At 60.5% G+C, this 20476-nt stretch carries 14 protein-coding genes; 8 read left to right on the forward strand and 6 right to left on the reverse strand.

Annotation, left to right across the window (positions count from 1 at the left end; translation table 11 throughout):
* Positions 1-40 precede the first annotated feature (40 nt).
* Positions 41-820 (reverse strand): acetoin reductase, encoded by a 780-nt coding sequence (locus BM193_RS23225; protein WP_092801375.1) that lies wholly within the window; start codon positions 818-820, stop codon positions 41-43.
* A 287-nt stretch (positions 821-1107) separates the two neighbouring features.
* On the opposite strand from BM193_RS23225, the gene BM193_RS23230 reads away from it, so the two are divergent.
* Complete coding sequence (locus tag BM193_RS23230; protein WP_092801378.1) at positions 1108-1524, forward strand: hypothetical protein; 417 nt, start codon at positions 1108-1110, stop codon at positions 1522-1524.
* Between the two features lie 195 nt (positions 1525-1719).
* Here BM193_RS23230 and ssb read toward each other — a convergent pair whose 3' ends face one another.
* Positions 1720-2229: a single-stranded DNA-binding protein gene (ssb, locus tag BM193_RS23235; protein WP_034781209.1), complete on the reverse strand. Its 510-nt coding sequence runs from the start codon at positions 2227-2229 to the stop codon at positions 1720-1722.
* Positions 2230-2610: 381 nt separating this feature from the next.
* On the opposite strand from ssb, the gene uvrA reads away from it, so the two are divergent.
* Positions 2611-5460, forward strand: coding sequence for an excinuclease ABC subunit UvrA (gene uvrA, locus BM193_RS23240; protein WP_092801382.1), 2850 nt, complete (start codon positions 2611-2613; stop codon positions 5458-5460).
* Positions 5461-5565: 105 nt separating this feature from the next.
* On the forward strand, positions 5566-6744 hold the full coding sequence (locus tag BM193_RS23245) for a hypothetical protein (RefSeq protein WP_139176301.1): 1179 nt from the start codon (positions 5566-5568) through the stop codon (positions 6742-6744).
* A gap of 206 nt (positions 6745-6950) precedes the next feature.
* Here BM193_RS23245 and BM193_RS23250 read toward each other — a convergent pair whose 3' ends face one another.
* On the reverse strand, positions 6951-8822 hold the full coding sequence (locus BM193_RS23250; RefSeq protein ID WP_092801388.1) for a phosphoenolpyruvate carboxykinase (GTP): 1872 nt from the start codon (positions 8820-8822) through the stop codon (positions 6951-6953).
* Positions 8823-9188: 366 nt separating this feature from the next.
* Here BM193_RS23250 and BM193_RS23255 point away from each other — a divergent pair, with 366 nt between their 5' ends.
* Positions 9189-10202: a D-2-hydroxyacid dehydrogenase family protein gene (locus BM193_RS23255; RefSeq protein ID WP_092801390.1), complete on the forward strand. Its 1014-nt coding sequence runs from the start codon at positions 9189-9191 to the stop codon at positions 10200-10202.
* Here the strand turns inward: BM193_RS23255 and BM193_RS23260 are convergent.
* A complete protein-coding gene (locus BM193_RS23260; protein WP_092801393.1) occupies positions 10190-10963 on the reverse strand; it encodes an L-asparaginase in 774 nt (257 codons plus the stop codon). The genes BM193_RS23255 and BM193_RS23260 overlap by 13 nt on opposite strands.
* A gap of 172 nt (positions 10964-11135) precedes the next feature.
* On the opposite strand from BM193_RS23260, the gene BM193_RS23265 reads away from it, so the two are divergent.
* From BM193_RS23265 to BM193_RS23275, 3 genes are all read left to right on the forward strand, one after another.
* Positions 11136-11621, forward strand: a complete 486-nt coding sequence (locus tag BM193_RS23265; RefSeq protein WP_034781194.1) for an asparaginase domain-containing protein — start codon at positions 11136-11138, stop codon at positions 11619-11621.
* A gap of 201 nt (positions 11622-11822) precedes the next feature.
* The gene (locus BM193_RS29180; RefSeq protein ID WP_254786386.1) at positions 11823-12500 is read left to right on the forward strand and encodes a PEPxxWA-CTERM sorting domain-containing protein; all 678 of its coding nucleotides are present in this window, start codon (positions 11823-11825) and stop codon (positions 12498-12500) included.
* Positions 12501-12975: 475 nt separating this feature from the next.
* Positions 12976-15714: a TonB-dependent receptor gene (locus tag BM193_RS23275; protein ID WP_092801396.1), complete on the forward strand. Its 2739-nt coding sequence runs from the start codon at positions 12976-12978 to the stop codon at positions 15712-15714.
* Positions 15715-15855: 141 nt separating this feature from the next.
* On the opposite strand, the gene BM193_RS23280 is transcribed toward BM193_RS23275, so the two are convergent.
* Both BM193_RS23280 and dinB read right to left on the reverse strand, forming a co-directional pair.
* Positions 15856-16752 carry a recombination-associated protein RdgC gene (locus BM193_RS23280; protein ID WP_034754435.1) on the reverse strand — a complete coding sequence of 299 codons (897 nt, stop codon included), beginning with the start codon at positions 16750-16752 and terminating at the stop codon, positions 15856-15858.
* Between the two features lie 116 nt (positions 16753-16868).
* Complete coding sequence (gene dinB / locus BM193_RS23285; RefSeq protein ID WP_092801664.1) at positions 16869-18041, reverse strand: DNA polymerase IV; 1173 nt, start codon at positions 18039-18041, stop codon at positions 16869-16871.
* Positions 18042-18223: 182 nt separating this feature from the next.
* On the opposite strand from dinB, the gene BM193_RS23290 reads away from it, so the two are divergent.
* Positions 18224-20389 carry a S9 family peptidase gene (locus BM193_RS23290; protein WP_092801399.1) on the forward strand — a complete coding sequence of 722 codons (2166 nt, stop codon included), beginning with the start codon at positions 18224-18226 and terminating at the stop codon, positions 20387-20389.
* The last annotated feature ends 87 nt before the right edge of the window (positions 20390-20476 follow it).

Here is a 20476-nt window from a genome sequence, read left to right on the forward strand (position 1 = left end):
TCACCGACGGCGTGGCCTGTTTTGTATGGTGCCAGCGTTGTTAACGGTACACCAGACCGCCATCGATCAGCGGCGCCTGGCCCGTCATGTAGTCAGCATCCGGTCCCGCCAGGAACGACACCAGGCCCGCCACGTCTTCCGGCGTCTCGGCGCGTCCCAGCGCGATGCCATCCACGTATTTCTTGTACGTCGCGCCCGGTTCGGCCCCCGTCACCTCGGCCATGCGCTTGTCGATCTCGACCCACATGTCCGTGCCGACGACGCCGGGACAATACGCATTGACGGTGATGCCATCGGCCGCCAGTTCCTTGGCCGCCGCCTGCGTCAGCGCGCGCACGGCAAACTTGGTGGCCGAGTACACGCCCAGCAAGGCAAAGCCGTCATGCCCGGCGATGGAACAGGCATTGATGATCTTGCCCTTGTGCTGGCGCCTCTTGAAAGTCTTGGCGGCCGCCTGGATGCCCCACAAGGTGCCCTGCACATTGATGCGCATGATGCGGTCGACTTCTTCCGGCGTCACGTCGAGCAGCGGCTGCACCTGCGCGATGCCGGCGTTGTTGACGATGATGTCGAAGCCGCCCAGTTCCTTCTCGGCAAACGCCACCGCTGCGGTGACTTGCTGCAATTGCGACACGTCGGCAATAAACGTGACGGCACGGCGTCCCAGCGCGCGCACATCGGCGGCCACCGCGTCCAGTTTCTCCTGGTTCAGATCGACCAGCGCGATATCGGCGCCATCCCTGGCCAGGCGCAAGGCGATGGCCTTGCCGATACCCTGCGCGGCCCCCGTGACCAGCGCGACTTTTCCGGAAATACCCATGCTGCGTTCCTTTCAATGGAGGGTGAAGCGCTGCGCAACCGGCCCGGCACGGCAGCGCCTGCGGCCCGTTCCGCATCGAAGAGAGGCTTCAGCCTACCTGAAATGGGCATGTCGCCGCGTCTTGAAACGTGCGCGGCGCCAAAAAAGCGCACAGGTCAAGAAAGGCAGAAAAAATCGGCTTCCTGCCTGCCATGCGCACGCTGCCGTAGATGAAAACGCGGCAACTGGCGTACCATGGAGAATATCGCCGGCGCGCGCGCTGGCACCACCGTCAAGGGGAAATCCATATGCTGCGTCCATCACTGCCCTTCCGCGCCAGCCTGCTGCTGGCCGCATTCTGTCTGACCACGCCCGCCTGGAGCGCCGATCCTGTCCACAAGGAAACAGTGGAATTGACGGCCGGCAAAACCGCACACAGCGTGAAAGGCAAGATCAAGGGCTACGCCACGGCCGAATACACGCTGACAGGCAAGGCCGGCCAGACCCTCAGCATCAAGCTGAAAACCAATCAGCCGTCGAATTACTTCAATATCCGCCAGGCCGGCCAGGACGACGCCCTGTTCATCGGCTCGACCAGCGGCAACACGTATCAGGCAAAACTGCCGGCCGATGGCGCGTACACGGTGCAGGTATATCTGATGCGCAATGCGGCGCGCCGGAATGCGGTGGCGAATTACACCCTGGAGATGGGCTTGCGCGATTGAGCAAGGCCTCACAAAACCGTAGCGAATGGCAGTCAGTTATGGCCGAGAAGCGCAGTTGCGCGCATGCGCAGTGAGCATCGCAGCCCGCAAATCGCCGCGCACAGTGGATTTTGCTCGGTGTTGTAAAACAAAAATCCCCTGCATATCAACGATATGCAGGGGATTTTTGATGCAGTCAGAACGCCTGGACAGGACTTAGAACGGAATATCGTCATCCATATCCGAGAAGTTCGGCGCTGGCTTTGGTGCCGGGCGTGGCGCCGGGGCCGGGGCTGGACGCGGGGCTGGCGCCTGGCGTGGGGCCGGGGCTTCGTAGCCGCCGCCACCGCCGTAGCTGTCATCGCCTCCGCCGGCGTCGCCGCCCATGCCGGAACGGCCGCCCAGCATTTGCATCTGTTCCGCGATGATATCGGTCGCATACTTCTCGACGCCGTCCTTGTCCGTGTATTTACGCGTTTGCAGGCGGCCTTCGACGTAGACGGAGGAACCTTTTTTCAGGTATTGGCCGACGATTTCCGCCAGGCGGCCGAAGAACGAGATACGGTGCCACTCTGTCAATTCTTTTTGTTCGCCCGTGTTGCGGTCCTTCGATTTGTACGAAGTGGCCACGGCGATGTTGGCGATCGCGTCGCCGCTAGGCATGTAGCGGATTTCCGGGTCACGGCCCAGATTGCCGACGATGATGACTTTGTTGACTGATGCCATGAATAACTCCTGATGAACTGCGGCGGGAGCCAAAACTCGCGCGCGTTAGATTTTTTGCTAAACGAGGATTATAAGCGACCAGGCGGCGCAAAGCATGCGCTTTCTGGCATCGCCGTCTACCGTGCTGCAGCACGTTTTTTTCACGGCAGGTGAAAACAAGAAACTTGAATACTGGTATTATATACAGTGTTTAAACGTCTGCACGCATCTGTATCAAACTTTCCCGGGGCACGCTCGCCTGGCGGCGCAAACCGCCCCGCGGCCACCTCGGGCATGCAGATCAAAACCCGGCTATAGTAACAGGTTGACCCGTTGTGGCTCCTCATCCGCACCCAGGCACAATGCGCCGGCCGCACCACTCACTGAAAGCAAGGCAATCACATGGAACAGATCCGCATTCGCGGCGCTCGCACGCATAACCTCAAGAATATCAATCTCGATTTGCCGCGCAATAAGCTGATCGTGATTACCGGCTTGTCCGGCTCCGGCAAGTCCTCGCTGGCTTTCGATACCCTGTACGCGGAGGGCCAGCGCCGCTACGTCGAGTCGCTGTCGGCCTACGCACGCCAGTTCCTGCAACTGATGGAAAAGCCCGACGTCGACCTGATCGAGGGCCTGTCGCCCGCCATCTCCATCGAACAGAAGGCCACCTCGCACAACCCCCGCTCGACGGTGGGCACCGTGACGGAAATCCACGATTACCTGCGCCTGCTGTATGCGCGCGTGGGCACGCCGTACTGCCCCGACCATCCGGAAAATGCGCTGGCCGCGCAATCCGTGTCGCAAATGGTCGATGCCGTGCTGGCCATGCCGGAAGACACCAAGCTGATGATCCTGGCACCCGTCGTCGCCAACCGCAAGGGCGAGCACGTGGACCTGTTCGAGCAGATGCAGGCGCAGGGCTTCGTGCGCTTTCGCGTGCAAAGCGGCACGCACGCGGCGAAAATCTATGAAGTCGATGACCTCCCGAAATTAAAGAAGACGGAAAAGCACACGATCGATGTCGTCATCGACCGGGTCAAGGTGAACCAGGACATCAAGCAGCGCCTGGCGGAAAGTTTCGAAACGGCCCTGCGCCTGGCCGACGGCCGCGCCATCGCCTACGAAATGGATACTGCCCAGGAGCACGTGTACTCCAACAAGTTCGCCTGCAATGTGTGTGGCTATTCCCTGCAGGAACTGGAACCGCGTCTGTTCTCGTTCAACAACCCCATGGGTGCGTGTCCGGAATGCGACGGCCTGGGGCACATTGAATTCTTTGACCCGAAACGCATCGTCGCGTTCCCCAACCTGTCGCTGGCCTCCGGTGCCGTCAAGGGCTGGGACCGCCGCAACCAGTTTTACTTCCAGATGCTGACGAACCTGGCCGCCTACTACGAGTTCGACCTGGATATGCCGTTCGAGCAGCTGGACCTGAATGCGCAGCAAGCCGTGCTGTACGGTTCCAGCAAGCAAGTGATTCCCTTCAGCTATGTCAACGAACGGGGCCGCACCGTCATCAAGGAACACACGTTCGAAGGCGTGGTCAACAATCTGCAGCGCCGCTACCGCGAAACGGATTCGATGGCCGTCAAGGAAGAGCTGGCCAAATTCATCAATGAGAAATGCTGCCCGTCATGCGATGGCGCGCGCCTGCGCGTGGAAGCGCGCTTCGTCAAGGTCGGCACCGGCAAGCAGCAGCGCGCCATTTATGAAGTGGCGGAAAAACCGCTGCGCGAGACGCTGGAATTCTTTGAAAAACTGAAGTTGACGGGCGCCAAGAAAGAGATCGCCGACCGCGTGGTGAAAGAGATCATTTCGCGCCTGAAATTCCTCAACAACGTGGGCCTCGACTACCTGTCGCTGGACCGCAGCGCCGATACCCTCTCCGGCGGCGAAGCGCAGCGTATCCGGCTGGCATCGCAAATCGGCTCCGGTTTGACGGGCGTCATGTATGTGCTCGATGAACCGTCGATCGGCTTGCACCAGCGCGATAATGACCGCCTGATCGAAACGCTGAAGCACTTGCGCGACATCGGCAACAGCGTGCTGGTGGTCGAGCATGACGAAGACGCCATCCGCACGGCCGACTACATCGTCGACATGGGCATCGGCGCGGGCGTGCATGGCGGCGAAATCATCGCCGAAGGCACGCTACCCGAGATTCTGAAAAATAAGAAATCGCTGACGGCGCAGTACCTGAACGGCAAGCTGAAAATCGCCGTGCCGGCCAAGCGCCACCCCAGCAATCCGGAAAAGCAGCTGGTCATTACTGGCGCGACGGGCAACAACCTGAAGAAGGTGTCACTGAGCTTGCCGGTGGGCTTGATGACGTGCGTGACGGGCGTGTCCGGCTCGGGCAAATCGTCGCTGGTCAACGATACTTTGTATCCTGCCCTGTCGCGCCATTTGTACGGTTCGCAGACGGAACCGGCGCCGCACGACTCGATCAGCGGCCTGGAGCATTTCGACAAGGTCATTTCCGTCGACCAGGCGCCGATCGGCCGCACGCCGCGTTCGAACCCGGCCACGTACACGGGTTTGTTTACGCCGATCCGCGACCTGTTCTCCACCGTGCCGACGGCCAAGGAACGGGGCTACAGCGCGGGCCGCTTCTCGTTCAACGTGAAGGGCGGACGCTGCGAGGCGTGCCAGGGCGATGGCGTGATCAAGGTCGAGATGCACTTCCTGCCCGACGTGTACGTGCCGTGCGACGTGTGCCACGGCAAGCGCTACAACCGCGAAACGCTGGAAGTGCAATACAAGGGCAAGAACATCACGGAAGTGCTGGGCATGACGGTGGAAGAGGCGCATGCCTTCTTCAAGCCCGTGCCCTTGATCGCGCGCAAGCTGCAAACCCTGCTCGACGTGGGCCTCGGCTACATCAAGCTGGGCCAGAGCGCCACCACCCTGTCGGGCGGCGAGGCGCAGCGCGTGAAACTGTCGCTGGAACTGTCCAAGCGCGACACGGGCCGCACCCTGTACATCCTCGATGAACCGACGACGGGCTTGCACTTCCACGACATCGATTTGTTGCTGAAGGTTATCCACCGCCTGCGCGACCAGGGCAACACGCTCGTCATCATCGAGCACAACCTGGACGTCATCAAGACGGCCGACTGGATCGTCGACCTGGGCCCCGAAGGCGGCGCCGGCGGCGGGCAGATCATCGCCAGCGGCACGCCCGAAGACGTGGCCGTCAACGCGGCCAGCGTGACGGGCAAGTACCTGGGGCCGCTGCTGAAGCAGTAAGTTCCAAACTCCTCCGCGATCCCCCGGCCAGCCGTCTTGCCCGGGGGATTTTTCTATGGGAAACTGTTCTCCCGGCCCCGTGGCCACTTTCATACCGAGGGCCGTTTGTCGCTTGCATCATCACTTGCAACATTGGCGCGCCGCAGCATCGCCGTGGCATTGGCTGGCGCCGCGCTGCCCGCATGGGCCTGTTTTTGCCCGCCAGACGAATCCGGGGAATTCCTGCACCTTGCGCAGGCCGAGGGCAAGCGTCCGCCGTCCGTCACCTTGCCCGCCAATGCACGCGGCATCCTGTTTCGCCCCGGGCAGTATCCCGACACCCTGGTCAGCGATGAGGACGGCTATTCGATCATCGCTCCGCCTGTCCCCCTCTCCGCAAAGCGCTTCCATATCCAGGAGCGCGGCACGGGCCGCAAGCTGACACCGGTAGTGGTACGGCTGCATGTGGAAAAGCAGATGGGCTTGCAAGATAAAGGCCGCTTTCTGGCTAATACCGAAATGCAACAATGCGAAAAGCAAGAACAGCCGCTCACGCCATTGTGCCGCACCCTGATATCGTTGAAATGGGACTGGTCAAAATGGGAACAGGACGGCCCCAGCGACAAGGTGAAGCGATTTGCCTTACAGAATGGCTTGCGCGATGTCAGCGAAGAAGTCGATGCAGCCTACGGCCTGTACCGGATCGAGGCACGTGAAGGATTCAAGCCTGGCAAGGTGTACGATATTGTCTATCGCGACGGCGGGCGGCGCGTGAAGGCCGAATTGCGCAAGGCAAAAACACCGCTGAATTTGGACAGCCAAGCGCCGTTCGCGGTACGCGTGGACGGTGCAGCCAGGCGAGAGAAGCTCCGCATGGCGCGCGGGGATACTTGCGACATACTGGTCACGCTGGCCAGCCAGCCATTGCGTCTGGCGCTGCCACCGGCGTACGACGCCTATCAAGCACTGCTGATGTACTTCATGCAGGAAAAACTGGAGCAGCGGGACCAGCAGCCATTCTCTGCGACACAAGGTTTTACGGCATTCCGCTATTGGCCGACAGTCTGCACCAAGATCCCCTATGGCAGCAGTTTCCATGGCCAGGGACGCGAACTGGCGATCGGCGATTGCCAGGCGCCGGCACCACGCCAGGTCAAGGCCTACGCAGGCGTACTGGAAGTGGAAGACAGCCTGCATGAGACGGCGCCGCTGGCCATTACCTTTCCCGCAGAAAAGCCTGGGCAATGTCCCAAAATGATGGACAGGGTCTACCCTATTTATGTCGTGCCGGCCAAGGCCGGCTAGACACATCGTACTCGCCATAAAAAACGGCGCGGATTGCTCATGCAATCCGCGCCGTTTCTCTTTTTGCTAGCACCCCAGTCATTGCCGGTGTGTCATTTATCGCACGCCAGTCTTTGCCGGCGTGTTTCTCCCCCCACTACAACTGTCCACACCTGACAAGCTCCTGCGCGGTGCGCTACGGCAGTCAGGTGTTGCTTTACATCAACTTACGCAGCCAGCCGCTTTTCCAGCGCAGCCTTGTGATCTACCAATTCCTGCGGCAGATGATACGCGAGTTTTTCAAACAATTCCGTATGCAATTTCAATTCTTCCAACCACGCGGCCTTGTCGATCGAGGTGATGGTGTCGAACTGTGCTTGCGTGAATGGCAGACCATCCCAGTTCAGGTCGCCATACTGCGGCGTCGTGCCGAACAGGTTTTCCACGCCACCCGCCTTGCCTTCGATGCGCTCCAGCATCCATTTCAGCACGCGCATGTTGTCGCCGAAGCCAGGCCAGACGAACTTGCCAGCCTCGTCCGTACGGAACCAGTTGACGCAGTAGATCTTCGGCAGCGCGGCCGGGTTGACCTTGCCCACCTTGACGCCCATGTCCAGCCAGTGCTGGAAGTAATCGCTCATGTTATAGCCGATAAACGGCAACATGGCAAATGGATCGCGGCGCACGACGCCCATCTGGCCCACGGCGGCGGCCGTCGTTTCGGACCCCATGGTGGCAGCCATGTAAACGCCTTCCACCCAGTTGCGCGCTTCCGTCACCAATGGCACGGTGGTCGAGCGGCGGCCACCGAAGATGAAAGCCGAGATCGGCACGCCGGCCGGATCGTCCCAGGCCGCGTCGATGACGGGGTTTTGCGTAGCAGCAACGGTGAAGCGCGCGTTCGGATGCGCCGCCTTGGTGCCGGACGCCGGCGTCCAGTCCTTGCCCTGCCAGTCGATCAGGTGCGCTGGCGCTTCCTTGGTCAAGCCTTCCCACCAGACATCGCCATCGTCCGTCAAGGCCACGTTGGTGAAGATGGTGTTGTCGCGCATGGACGCCATGCAATTGAAATTGGTTTTTTCATTCGTGCCCGGCGCCACGCCGAAATAACCCGCTTCCGGGTTGATGGCGTACAAACGGCCATCCGCACCGGGCTTGATCCAGGCGATATCGTCGCCGATGGTGGTCACTTTCCAGCCGTTAAAGCTTGCCGGCGGGATCAGCATGGCGAAGTTGGTCTTGCCGCAAGCCGACGGGAACGCTGCCGCGACGTAATGCTTCTTGCCTTCCGGCGATTCCACGCCGAGGATCAGCATGTGCTCGGCCAGCCAGCCCGGGTTGTTGTCGGCCGCTTGCGCTTCCTGGTAGCCCATGTTCGAGGCGATGCGCAGGGCGAAGCATTTCTTGCCCAGCAAGGCGTTGCCGCCGTAGCCCGAACCGAATGACCAGATTTCACGCGTTTCCGGGAAATGCACGATGTACTTGGTGCTGTTGCACGGCCATTTCACGTCAGCCTGGCCAACGGCCAGCGGCGCGCCCACGCTGTGCACGCACGGCACGAATTCGCCATCGGTGCCCAGCACGTCATACACGGCACGGCCCATGCGGGTCATGATCTTCATGTTGACAGCCACGTAAGGCGAGTCGGACAGTTCCACGCCGATGTGCGCGATCGGCGAACCCAGCGGGCCCATCGAGAAGGGCACGACATACATGGTACGGCCGCGCATGCAACCGTCGAACAGGCCGTTCAGGGTGTGGCGCATTTCACCGGGATCGGTCCAGTTATTCGTCGGGCCGGCCGCTTCTTTCGTTGCCGAGCAAATATACGTGCGGTCTTCGACGCGGGCCACGTCGCTCGGATCGGAGCAGGCCAGGTAGGAATTCGGGCGCTTTTCCGCATTCAGTTTTTTCATGGTGCCGCTGGCCACCATTTCGGCACACAGGCGCTCGTATTCTTCCTGCGAACCGTCGCACCAGTAGATGCGGTCCGGTTTGGTCAGTGCGGCAATGTCGGCCACCCAGTTGATCAGTTTCTGTTGTTTAATATAAGCTGGGACGTTGAGTGCGGCGACGCCACCCATGACGGGCTGATTCATATTACCTCCAATACCAATAAAAGAAATTCTGGTCGTTCCGGCAAGACAGGCAGCATCGTTGAAAGGTGGCTGCGGCTCATGGCCAGCGGCAATCTCACGCTGGCAGGGCTCTGGTGTCGTGTCAACCGCGGCGTTCGCGCCGGCGGCGTTTCATCTGGATCATGCTCCCGGATTGCAGGAACAGTGTGCGCTTTCTTTGCGCTTCGCTCATCAGGAAGCAGCAAAAGTGCCGGCGATTGTACACCCGCAAAACAGCTATTCTCGCAAAAATGTAGGAGAATAGCTTGAGTAATGTAGTAGGCTATTCAGCATTTGCCGTATCCTGTTATTTCCCTACCAAATCCTTACTAAAATCGGCCATCCACCATGAAAATTGCCATACTCGATGATTACCAGGATGCCGTGCGCGGCCTCGATTGTTTCCAATTGCTCGACGGACATGAGGTGAAAGTGTTCAGCAATACGGCGCGGGGCCTGGGCCAGCTGGCGATCCGCCTGGCGCCGTTCGACGCGCTGGTGCTGATCCGCGAGCGCAGCAGCTTCAACCGGGCCTTGCTGTCGAAACTGCCGAACCTGAAACTGATTTCACAGACGGGCAAGGTCAGCGGCCACATCGACGTGGCGGCGGCCACGGAACTCGGGATCGCCATCGCCGAGGGCATCGGTTCCCCCACGGCGCCAGCCGAGCTGACATGGGCCCTGATCATGGCGGCGCAACGCAAGATCGTGCCGTACGCGCAGCATTTGCAGGAGGGCTTGTGGCAAACCTCGTCGCTGGAGCCGGCGCGCAATACGCTGGGCACGGTACTGAAAGGGCGGACGCTGGCCATCTGGGGTTACGGCAAGATCGGTCAATTGATCGCCGGCTATGGCCGGGCATTCGGCATGACCATCCTCGTCTGGGGCAGCGAGGCGAGCCGCGCGGCGGCCGTGGCGGCCGGCGATACGGCCGCCGCATCGCGCGAGGCCTTCTTTGAGCAGGCCGATGTGTTGAGCCTGCACCTGCGCCTGTCCGACACGACGCGCGGCCTGGTCACGGCTGAAGATCTGGCGCGCATGAAGCCGACGTCCCTGTTCGTCAACACCAGCCGCGCCGAGCTGGTCGCCGACGGCGCGCTGGAAGCGGCCTTGCCGCAAGGCCATCCGGGCGCCGCCGCACTGGACGTGTTTACGGAGGAACCCTTGCCGCCCGGCGCGCCGCTCCTGCTGCTGCCGAATGTGCTGGCCACGCCGCACCTGGGCTACGTCGAGCGTGACAGCTATGAGCTGTATTTCCGCTACGCCTTGCAGAACATCGTCGATTTTGAACGGGGCCAATGCACGCGCCTGCTCAATCCCGAGGCGCTGGCGCATGCGCGGCAAGCAGCTCAGGAGCGCTGATAGCCCTTCAGCAGGTCCGGCTCGCCCGTGAGGCGGATGGCGGGCGCGGGCAGCACGTGGCGGCCGCGCCACAAGCCGGCCCAGCCCGGTGGCCAGGCGATGTCCGGCCCCGCATACGGCGCCACGCCGGCGCGCACGGCCACCACCGGCACCGGGGGCATGTCCTGCAAGGGTTGGCCTGCGGCGCGCTGCATGTCCAGGCTGTACATATAATCGGGCAGCAAGGCATCGCAGACGCGGCCGAACCATGCCGTATGGTCGTCGTCGCGCCCCAGCGCCTGCGCCAGCCCCTGCGGGTCGAAACGCGCCAGCGCATCGATCAGCTCGCCGGTGGACGCGCCGGGCGAATCGCCCCAGCCCATCACGGGATTGACGTTGTAGTCGGCGCCCGAGCCATACCAGCCTTCGCGCCAGGGCCGCTGCATCCAGTCGCGCGGCCCCGTAAACAAATGCCAGCGCCAGTGCAGGCCGGATGGTTTCGGCCAGGAATACAGATACAGTTTTTGATAGCCGGCCTGGTGCAGCTCGCGCACCATGGCCATCAGGCGCGCGTGCGGCATACGGTCCGGCGGCGCGCGGCGGAACAGGATCGCTTCGCCATCGGCGAACTGCACGTCATCGGTCGACAGGTTCAGGTCCAGGGTGCGCGCCTCGCTGCCGAAACGGGCGGCGATCCAGCCCGTCAGCAGATTGACGGACGTGATCACGCCATAACCGCGGTGGCGGTGAAAAATGACGGTGCCGGGAGCGAGCGCTTTCATACGGGAGTCGGGCCGGTGGGCAGGCAAAGAAACAAGTGTACTCACAGATGGCTGAATTTTCCAGACGCGATATGCACGCGCCCGCTTCGGGCCCGCCGGTCACGCCAGGTACGCAATCCACCCAATCCACGATATCATGCCCGTCATTCTCCACTGACATCGTGACCACATCATGACTTTGCGCATACTCGCCACCGGCGGCACCTTCGACAAACACTACAACGAATTGAACGGCACCCTGGGCTTTTCCGACAGTCATTTGCCCGCTGCCATCGCCCGCGCACGCATGACGGCGCCCGTGGCGCTGGAACAATTACCGCTGCTGGACTCGCTTGACATGCAGGATGCGGACCGCCAGCGCGTGCTGGCCTCGTGCCGCGCGGCGCAGGAAAAAGCCATCGTCATCATCCATGGCACCGATACCATGCGCGAAACGGCGCAAGTGCTGGGCGCGGCGAACTTGCAGCAAACGGTGATCCTGACGGGCGCCATGATTCCCTACGAAATCGACAACTCCGACGCCCTGTTCAACCTGGGCTTTGCCTGCGGCGTGGCGCAAACCTTGCCGGCCGGCGTCTATGTGGCCATGAATGGCCAGATCTTCGCCTGGGACAACGTGCAGAAAAACCGCGCCGCCGGCGTGTTTCAGCCCCTGTAAGACGATTGCGCTGCGGCAACGTCGCAGCGCAACAACAAAAAGTAGCTGCAACATTTGCAGAACAATCAAGAATATTGGCATTAATTCCCACAGGGAAACAAAGAAGGTAAAAAAACAATATATTTGTTCATTATTGCAATTTTTTCCCCGGCATCAATGCTATATTCGCGTCATCGACTAACCCCTTTTTGGGAATCCATCATGACCACGCGCAAATCGGCTACACAACTGTTCCAACTGGGCGCCCTGGTCGCCGCGTTTGCGCTGGGCGGCGCCGCGCAGGCGACGACCAATCTCACCAATGAATACACGGTAACGGCCTCGACCACCGCAGCGGGCGCGAATACCTGGACCTTCGATTACAGCGTCCTGAACAATAACCAGGGTGTCGGCGGCCAGACCGGTCTGGACGGCTTCACGATTTTCGTCCCTGTCTCTGCCACCCTGGTGGGCTCCACCGCGCCGGCACCGTTCAACGGCGCTCCCGGCTTCTGGTCGCAAGGCGTCGGCAGTTCGCTGGACCTGGGCGGTGACGGCTCGCAAAACCTGGTGGCCCCGTCGGGTTACGCCGCTTACACGTGGTGGGGCCAAAACACGCAATCGGTGTATACGCCAGGTTCGACCGCCAACTTCAGCATCACCTTGAGTAATGTTGCCGTCGGCACCAACACCGTCGGCGTCAGCACCTACTTCGGCTACAGCGCCGCTACCGCACAATCTGCCAGCAACCAGTATGGCAATTACTCTACCTTTACCGGTACTTTCGCTTCACCGGTGGCCGCAGTGCCTGAACCGGAAACATACGCCATGATGCTGGCCGGCCTCGGCCTCGTCGGTGTCATGGCACGCCGCAGAAAATCGGGCAAGCAAGCCGCCTGATGTCCCCTCTGCAGCACCTCGACAAGCCCGCCTTCAGCGGGCTTTTTTTACATTTATTTACTTTGTACAAATTCTGCAAAGCAACACTTTTCGACGAATTATTGCTGGTAAAACACGATATTGCCAACATAATAATTTTATGTTGTAAAAAAACGCCATTCAACATTTTTTAAAACGCTGATTTTTAAAAATTAAAAATCGCAATTTAACAATTAAATTAAATATTCTTCAGTATCTTCAATTTATTGCCAAATCCGACACGGTTGCTGTCCTTTTTTTCTTGCTGAGAAGACATAATGTTTGCCTCGACAAGTTAAAAGTGCATTTATAACAATATTGCGCTAAGTAGTCTTCCACTTCCCTTTGACGTGGTCCGGCCTACCGTACACAGCTCAGCAAGCCATTTATCCGATGGCCAGGTTGATGCTCGTGTACCGCTTGTCGTTATTAAAACTACTACGGAGTAATTGTTACAATGGCATTTAAAGAAAAAATCGGCGTGCGCAGCGTACGCCTGGCCCTGACCGTACTGGCAGGCAGCGTCTTGTTCTCTGGCCAATCCATGGCGGAAGAAGCAATTCAAAAAGTAGAAATCACCGGTTCGAGTATCAAACGTATCGCCGTGGAAGGTGCATTGCCTGTGCAACGCCTGACGCAAGAAGCGATCGCCCGTACCGGCGCGAACACCGTGGCTGACCTGGTACAAAGCCTGCCAGCCATGCAAGGTTTCACCATCGGCGCTGTCGCTGCCGGCTCCAACTCGGGTGGCCGCACCAGCGCGTCGATCCATGACATCGGCGAAAGCTACACCCTGGTTCTGCTGAATGGCCGCCGCATCGCGCCACAAGGCTCGGGCACCTCCGTCAACCTGAACGCCATTCCGATGAGCGCGGTTGAGCGTGTCGAGATCCTGACCGACGGCGCTTCGGCCCTGTACGGCTCGGACGCCATTGCCGGCGTGATCAACTTCATCCTGAAGAAAAACGTCCAAGGCGGCACCCTGGAAGCCACCTATGGCGGCCCGGAAGATAAAGGCGGCAACGCCTGGAACACCAACGTCACCTACGGCTTCGGCGATCTGGACGAAGACCGCTTCAACGTGCTGGTATCGTACCGCCACGATGAGCAATCGAAACTGAAGGCAACGGACCGCTCGTTCGCCCGTTCGTCGTACATTCCTGTCAGCTACGGCGGCAAGAACTACATCTACGACCGCACCAGCCCGTCGACAGCACCAGGCAACGCCACCGTCGCCTTCAAGGACAGCAACACCAACCCACAACTGCAGTTCAGCCCCTACCTGGCGGCCAACGGCAATTGCGGCCCGACCAACTACGTGACGGCAACCAACGCCGCAGTATGCGGCTTCGATGGCGGTTCGACCGTTGAAATCGTTCCAGAATCGAAACGCGACAGCCTGTTCGCACGCGGCACCTACAAACTGACGGACAACCTGAATGCGTTTGCCGAAGTCGCCCTGTCGCGCTTTGACCTGACCGCGCGTATCGCCGCCAACCCGGTGCCTATCAGCATTGCCAAGGGCAGCGCGCTGTACAACCAATACGTCCAGCCATACCTGACACCAGCGCAGCAAGCTGACGTCAAGACCGTCACCGCCAACTACCGCATGGTGGACTGGGGCACCCGCGCCAGCAACACCATCACCGACACCAAGCATTTCGTCGTCGGCGTGGAAGGCGAAGTAGGCGAATGGAACGTGGAATCGGCCCTGACCTGGTCGCAAAACGCGATCGATGAGCGCTATGTGGGCGGCTATGCCAAGAACGCCGAGTTCAAGGCCATGCAAAGCAATCCGCTGTTCAACCCGTTCGTACCGGCTGGCAACGCCTCGCCAGCACTGCAGCAACTGATCAACGATTCGCAATTCAACGGCTCGATCCGTACGGCATCGACCACCATGCGCGGTATCGATGCGCACGGTTCGCGCGAACTGTTCACCCTGCCAGGCGGCAAGGCCAATATCGGTATCGGCGGCGACTACCGCGAATACAAATATGAGCAAACGCCATCGAACGGCGCGAGCAGCGACACGATCTACAACTTCAACACCTCGGCACGCTACGACCTGAGCCGCGAAACGTATGGCGTGTTCGCCGAGTTGCTGGCACCTGTCACCAAAACCGTGGAAGTGAGCCTGGCAGGCCGTTACGACACCATCACCAAGATCGATAACGGTGTGGTGAACAAGACCATCGGCAAAGACCAAAGCGCCAGCACCTACAAAGTGACGGCACGCTGGCAGCCAGTGCAGCAAGTACTGCTGCGCGGTTCGTATGGCACGGGCTTCAAGGCACCGAGCATGCTGGACATCGGTCAACCACTGGTCAACAACGGCTTCACGGCCAAACCATGGGATTGCCCGTTCCCAGGTAACGACCTGTGCCGCGGCAAAGCTCAGCAATACAACCAGCTGGCTGGCGGTAACGAAAACCTGAAACCGGAAAAATCGAAACAGTACACCGTTGGTTTCCGTATCGAACCTAGCTCGGCATTCTCGTTTGGCGCCGACCTGTGGGACGTGAAAATCACCGACGCGGTATCGGCAGTGAGCGAAACCCAGGCCTTCGGCAATCCATCGCTGTACAAAGACCTGTTCGGTACCTACACCGAGCCATCGACCGGCAATACCTACTATGCGTTCAAGTCGCTGTCGATGAACATCGGCCAAACGCATAACCGCGGTATCGACTGGGACATGACGGCACGTCATCGCTTTGATTTCGGTAACCTGACGGCCAACCTGAGCGGCACCCATATGCTCAAGGCGGACTACACCGTACCGGGCACCAAGAATACGTGGACGACCAACATGAACTACTTCGGTATCACCGATGCAGTCACGTTCCGTAACTTGATCAAGCTGAACATGAGCCTGGAAACGGGCAAGCTGACCAGCACCATGGTTGTCAGCTATCGCAACGGCTACACCGATGCAGCCGCTTCGGTGCTGAACGTCGATACCAAGAAACTGGAAACGATCCGTCTGGAAGTTCCTTCGTACACCACCGTCGATCTGCAAGGCCGCTATGCCTTCAACTCGGCTGTGACCCTGCGCGCTGGTATCAAGAACCTGTTTGACCGTGAGCCGCCGCTGTCGCTGCGCGCTTCGTCGGGCCACCAGGTTGGCTTCGACCCACGCTACGCTGATCCAATGATGCGTTCGTTCTACTTCACCGGTAGCTACAAGTTCTAATGTAACGTTGTCAATTAGCTTGTCCTGAAAGCGCCTTGCACTTCACCGTGCAAGGCGCTTTTTTTTACGGCTCTGTCACTGAAGGCGCACAGGCGAAAAAAAAGGAGCCGCAGCTCCTTTTCCGTACCGATATATCTGCTTTTATGCAGTCGCTTCGCCACCCAAGGCTTCGACCACGTCGGCCATCAGCTTGGAGAGCTCGCCCGTCATCAGCATCACGTCGCCGTCGAAACGCTCTTCGTCGTTCTTCGTGCTCGATTCCGTTTCCTTGATCACGTCCAGCGGCTTGACGCTCTTGATGGCCAAGGATTCCGTCAGCACGAACGAGATCTTGTCGTTCCACGTCATGGCCAGGCGGGTGCACTGCTTGCCGGCCGCGATATGGCGGCGCACGTCGTCCGCTTCCAGCGTGTGGCGCACGTAGCGCACGGTGGCCTTGCTTTCGCCCGTGGCGCGCAATTCCGTGTCCATGTCGACCGTGAAGCCGGCAGGCGCGTCGTCGGCCTGCAGCCATTCCGTCATCACCGCCACGGGCGAGCGCTGCACGCGCAGGCTTTCCAGCGGCAATTTGTCCACGGCTTTGAGCAGCAGCTTGATGACTTCATCGGCTTTCGCCGGGCTGGCGGCATCGACCACCAGCCAGCCATTGACGGGGTCGATCCACGTCCAGACGTTGCTGCGGATGCTGAAGGCGCGCGGCAGCAGCTCGTCGGCCACGCGTTCCTTCAATTCCTTCATGGCCTTCTTGCCGGGCGCAAAACCTTGCGCTTCTTCCATCTCGGCGGCGCGGGCCTTGGCCACCTGGTTGATGACGGTCGCTGGCAACAGTTTCTTTTCCGTGCCCAGCAAGATCAGCATCTGCTTGTTGACCACGTGGACCAGGCCGCCGTTCGGGCGTGGCGTATCCCAGCCCTGGCGCATCAGATCCATGCTGGTCGCCGGCGTAAATTTGTTCGAGGACAGCGCCTCTTCCAGTTGTTCTGGCGTATAAGCCCATGGTGCGGGCAGGCGGTAAATCTGAAGATTCTTGAACCACATAGTTTTTGTCTTCCGTTTGTTTCAGTAGTGCCAGGGGAACGCCATTCTACACTTTCGACGTGAAAATGCCGTCAAAAGCACCGTCTGGCGCGGTATGTATCTTGCAGGAAACGCCGCTACAGGGCGGGGAACAGCTCGGCCTGGGCCGGTATCTGCCGCGTGACGACGGCCGGATCGCACAAGGTCGAGATGCGCACGCCCAGCAGGCGGATTTTCTTTTCGAACGGCACGCGCCGCAGGCAATCGCGGCTGGCGCGCAGGATGGCGGCGGCGTCCGCCGTGGCGCTGGGCAAGGTGATGTCGCGCGTCACCGTGCTGAAATCCTCGAAGCGCAGCTTGATGCCCACCGTGCGGCCCGCCAGCGACTGTTTATCGAGGTCGCCGGCCACGCGCGTGCACAGGCTTTCCAGCTTTTCCGACAGGGTGGCGCGGTCGCGCACCACCTGCAAGTCGCGCTCGAAGGTGGTTTCGCGGCTGACGGACTTGGTTTCCCGGCTCGTCTGCACGGGCCGCTCATCGATGCCCAGCGCCGCCTGGCGCAGCCAGCCCGTGTACAGGTCGCCGAACTGCGTGCGCAACATGGCCAGGTCGGCCCGCGCCAGCTCGCCGATGGTCACGATGCCCAAGGCTTCCAGCTTGGCCGTGGCCTTCGGGCCGATGCCATTGATCTTTTTCGCCGGCAAGGGCCACACGCGCGTTTCCACATCCTCGGGCGACAAAATGGTCAGGCCGTCGGGTTTTTCCAGATCGGAACAGATTTTTGCCAGCAATTTGTTGGGCGCCAGGCCGATCGAGCATGACAGGCCCGTCGCCTCGAACACGGCCGCCTTCAGGCGCGCGGCCATGGCCGGTGCCTGCTCGCCGTATGCCGTCAGGTCGACATAGATTTCATCGATGCCCACGTTCTGGATGATGGGACACAGCTGCGCCACGGCTTGCTTGAAGCGCGCCGAATACTCGCGGTAAGCCTCGAAATCGGCGGGCAGCAGGATGCTGTCGGGCGCCAGTTTCGCCGCCTTCATGATGCCCATGGCGGAAAACACGCCGAACGCGCGCGCCGCATACGTCGAGGTGGTGACGACGCCGCGCCCCACGTAGTCGCGCATGCGCGCGAATTGCCGCGTGCCATCTTCCTGCAGCACGGGTTGCTGCAGGCGCCCGCCGCCGATGACGACGGCTTCGCCGCGCAACTCGGGATATTTCAACAGTTCCACGGAGGCGAAGAAGGCATCCATATCCAGGTGAGCGATCCAGCGGCGGGCTTCAGTATGGGGTTGGGCAGATGACATCAAAAACACCTCGCGGCGGGTCGGCTTGCCTGAGTTTGGCAAGATACTGTGCATGCATACAGTATTACCGGAAATGCGCGCGGATGCAAGTTGAAACGCACTCGACACACAGGCGGCGCCTGGCGGTTGCTTTTCCCAATAGCAAGATTACAATCCTGACACAACTATTCAAAGGAGTTGCCTTGTCTATTGCCCATCACGCCTTGCGCCGCCTTGCCGTCTGCTCATCCATGCTGCCGGCCCTGTTGCTGTCCACGCTGGCGCCACCCGCGCTGGCCGCCGACACTACCCCGACCAATATCGCCGCACCAGTCGCCACCAGGACGGCCTGGCAGGAAATGCGCCACGGCACGCTCGTCACGGACGATTACCGCTGGCTGCAAAAAAAGACCGATCCTGCCGTGATCGACTACCTGAATGCGGAGAATGCCTACACGGCCGCCGTGACAAAGCCGATCCAGCCGCTGGCCGACACAATTTACGCGGAGGTAAAGGGGCGCATGCAGGACGTGGACCTGTCCGTGCCTGTGCGCATGGGCAATTTCTACTATTACACGCGCACGGAAGCGGGCAAGCAATACCCGCTCAACTGCCGCCGCCCCGTGGGCGCGAACGGCGCCTATGACGCCGCCGCTGCCGAAGAAATCCTGCTGGACCAGAACCAATTGGCCGATGGCCACACCTTCTTTTCCGTGCGCGCGTTTGCCATCAGCCCGAACGAACAGTTGCTGGCCTATACCACGGACACGACGGGCTTCCGCCAGTACGACCTGCATGTCAAGGATTTGAAGACGGGCAAGCTGCTCGGCGACGCCATGCCGCGCGTGACGTCGCTGGCCTGGGCGGCGGACAACGCCACCCTGATGCTGGCGCAGGAAGACGCCACCACCAAGCGCTCGGACCGCCTGTTCCGCCTGCCGCTGGGCGGCACGCCGCAGCAGGTGTATCACGAACCGGTGGAACAGTTCGCCATCGGCGTGGGACGCACGCGCGACCAGCGCTTCTTCGTGCTGACCTCGGGCAGCACGGATACCAGCGATGTGCTGCTGCTGCCAACCAACAAGCCGGAAGGCAGCTTCCAGAGCGTGCTGCCACGCGAAAAGGGCCACCGCTACAGCGTCGAGCACCGCGACGGCCAGCTGTACATTCTCACCAATAAAGACGCGAAGAATTTCCGCGTCGTCAGCGCGCCCCTGTCCGCGCCGCAGCCGCCACACTGGAAGCCCGTCGTGCCGCACAACAAGGACGCCGTGATCCAGTCCCTCGACGTCTTCCAGGGCTACCTGGTGGTGATGGAAAAGGCGCGCGCCCTGAACCGCGCGCGCATCCATGATTTCGCGCACAAGACCTGGAAGACGGTGCAGTTCGACGACCCCGTCTACCTGGCCACGGCGGCCGGCACGCCGGAGTTTTCCGCAACGCAATTTCGCATGTCGTACCAGTCGCCCGTCACGCCACCCACCGTCATCGACGTCAGCATGAAGGATGGCAAGCGCACGGTGCTGAAGCAGCAGGAAATCGTCGGCGGCTTTGACGGCAGCCGCTACACCACGCAACGCTTGTGGGTAACAGCGCGCGATGGCGTGCAAGTGCCGCTATGGGTCGTCTACAAGAAAGGCGTCAAGCTCGACGGCTCCGCACCGCTGCTGCTGTACTCGTATGGCTCGTACGGTATTTCCACGGAAGCCAGTTTCGCCATCAGCCGCATCAGCCTGCTGGACCGCGGCGTGATCTATGCGCAGGCGCACATCCGCGGCGGCACGGACATGGGCGAAGCCTGGCATGAAGACGGCATGCTGATGAAGAAGAAAAACACCTTCCATGACTTCATCGACAGCGCCGACTACCTGGTGCGCGAAAAATGGACCAGCCCGAACCGCCTCATCATCCAGGGCGGCAGCGCGGGCGGCTTGCTGATGGGCGCCGTCGTCAACATGCGTCCCGAGCTGTTCCACGCCGTGCACGCGGCCGTGCCCTTCGTCGACGTGATGAACACCATGATGGACGCCAGCCTGCCGCTGACGACGGGCGAATACCTGGAGTGGGGCGACCCGAACCAGAAGGCGGCCTACGACTACATGCTCAGCTACTCGCCGTACGACAACATCGCCCGCAAGAATTATCCCGCCATGCTGGTGACGACGGGCTTGAACGACAGCCAGGTCATGTATTGGGAACCGGCGAAATATGTGGCCAAGCTGCGCGCGTACAAGACGGACGGCAATCCCCTGCTGCTGAAAACGAATATGGGCGCCGGCCACGGCGGCGCATCGGGCCGCTACAATGCCATTCAAGAGAGCGCATTCAATATGGCCTGGATGCTGTCGCAATGGAATATCACGCAATAATGTGAAAAAAGCGCTTGCACAAGGATTTTAGCCATCCTATAATAGCGCCTCTTCCAGACGTGGTGACAAACGTCGGGATGGTTTTCT

This window comes from Janthinobacterium sp. 344 (assembly GCF_900112025.1).
In the GTDB taxonomy this organism is placed as follows: domain Bacteria; phylum Pseudomonadota; class Gammaproteobacteria; order Burkholderiales; family Burkholderiaceae_D; genus Janthinobacterium.

Excerpts from the sequence above, each read along its gene's own strand:
- BM193_RS23275 (WP_092801396.1), top strand. The coding sequence starts at position 12,976 with ATGGCATTTAAAGAAAAAATCGGCGTGCGCAGCGTACGCCTGGCCCTG.
- uvrA (WP_092801382.1), top strand. The coding sequence starts at position 2,611 with ATGGAACAGATCCGCATTCGCGGCGCTCGCACGCATAACCTCAAGAAT.
- BM193_RS23280 (WP_034754435.1), bottom strand. The coding sequence starts at position 16,752 with ATGTGGTTCAAGAATCTTCAGATTTACCGCCTGCCCGCACCATGGGCT.
- BM193_RS23255 (WP_092801390.1), top strand. The coding sequence starts at position 9,189 with ATGAAAATTGCCATACTCGATGATTACCAGGATGCCGTGCGCGGCCTC.
- BM193_RS23250 (WP_092801388.1), bottom strand. The coding sequence starts at position 8,822 with ATGAATCAGCCCGTCATGGGTGGCGTCGCCGCACTCAACGTCCCAGCT.
- ssb (WP_034781209.1), bottom strand. The coding sequence starts at position 2,229 with ATGGCATCAGTCAACAAAGTCATCATCGTCGGCAATCTGGGCCGTGAC.
- BM193_RS23230 (WP_092801378.1), top strand. The coding sequence starts at position 1,108 with ATGCTGCGTCCATCACTGCCCTTCCGCGCCAGCCTGCTGCTGGCCGCA.
- dinB (WP_092801664.1), bottom strand. The coding sequence starts at position 18,041 with ATGTCATCTGCCCAACCCCATACTGAAGCCCGCCGCTGGATCGCTCAC.
- BM193_RS23265 (WP_034781194.1), top strand. The coding sequence starts at position 11,136 with ATGACTTTGCGCATACTCGCCACCGGCGGCACCTTCGACAAACACTAC.
- BM193_RS23225 (WP_092801375.1), bottom strand. The coding sequence starts at position 820 with ATGGGTATTTCCGGAAAAGTCGCGCTGGTCACGGGGGCCGCGCAGGGT.
- BM193_RS29180 (WP_254786386.1), top strand. The coding sequence starts at position 11,823 with ATGACCACGCGCAAATCGGCTACACAACTGTTCCAACTGGGCGCCCTG.
- BM193_RS23260 (WP_092801393.1), bottom strand. The coding sequence starts at position 10,963 with ATGAAAGCGCTCGCTCCCGGCACCGTCATTTTTCACCGCCACCGCGGT.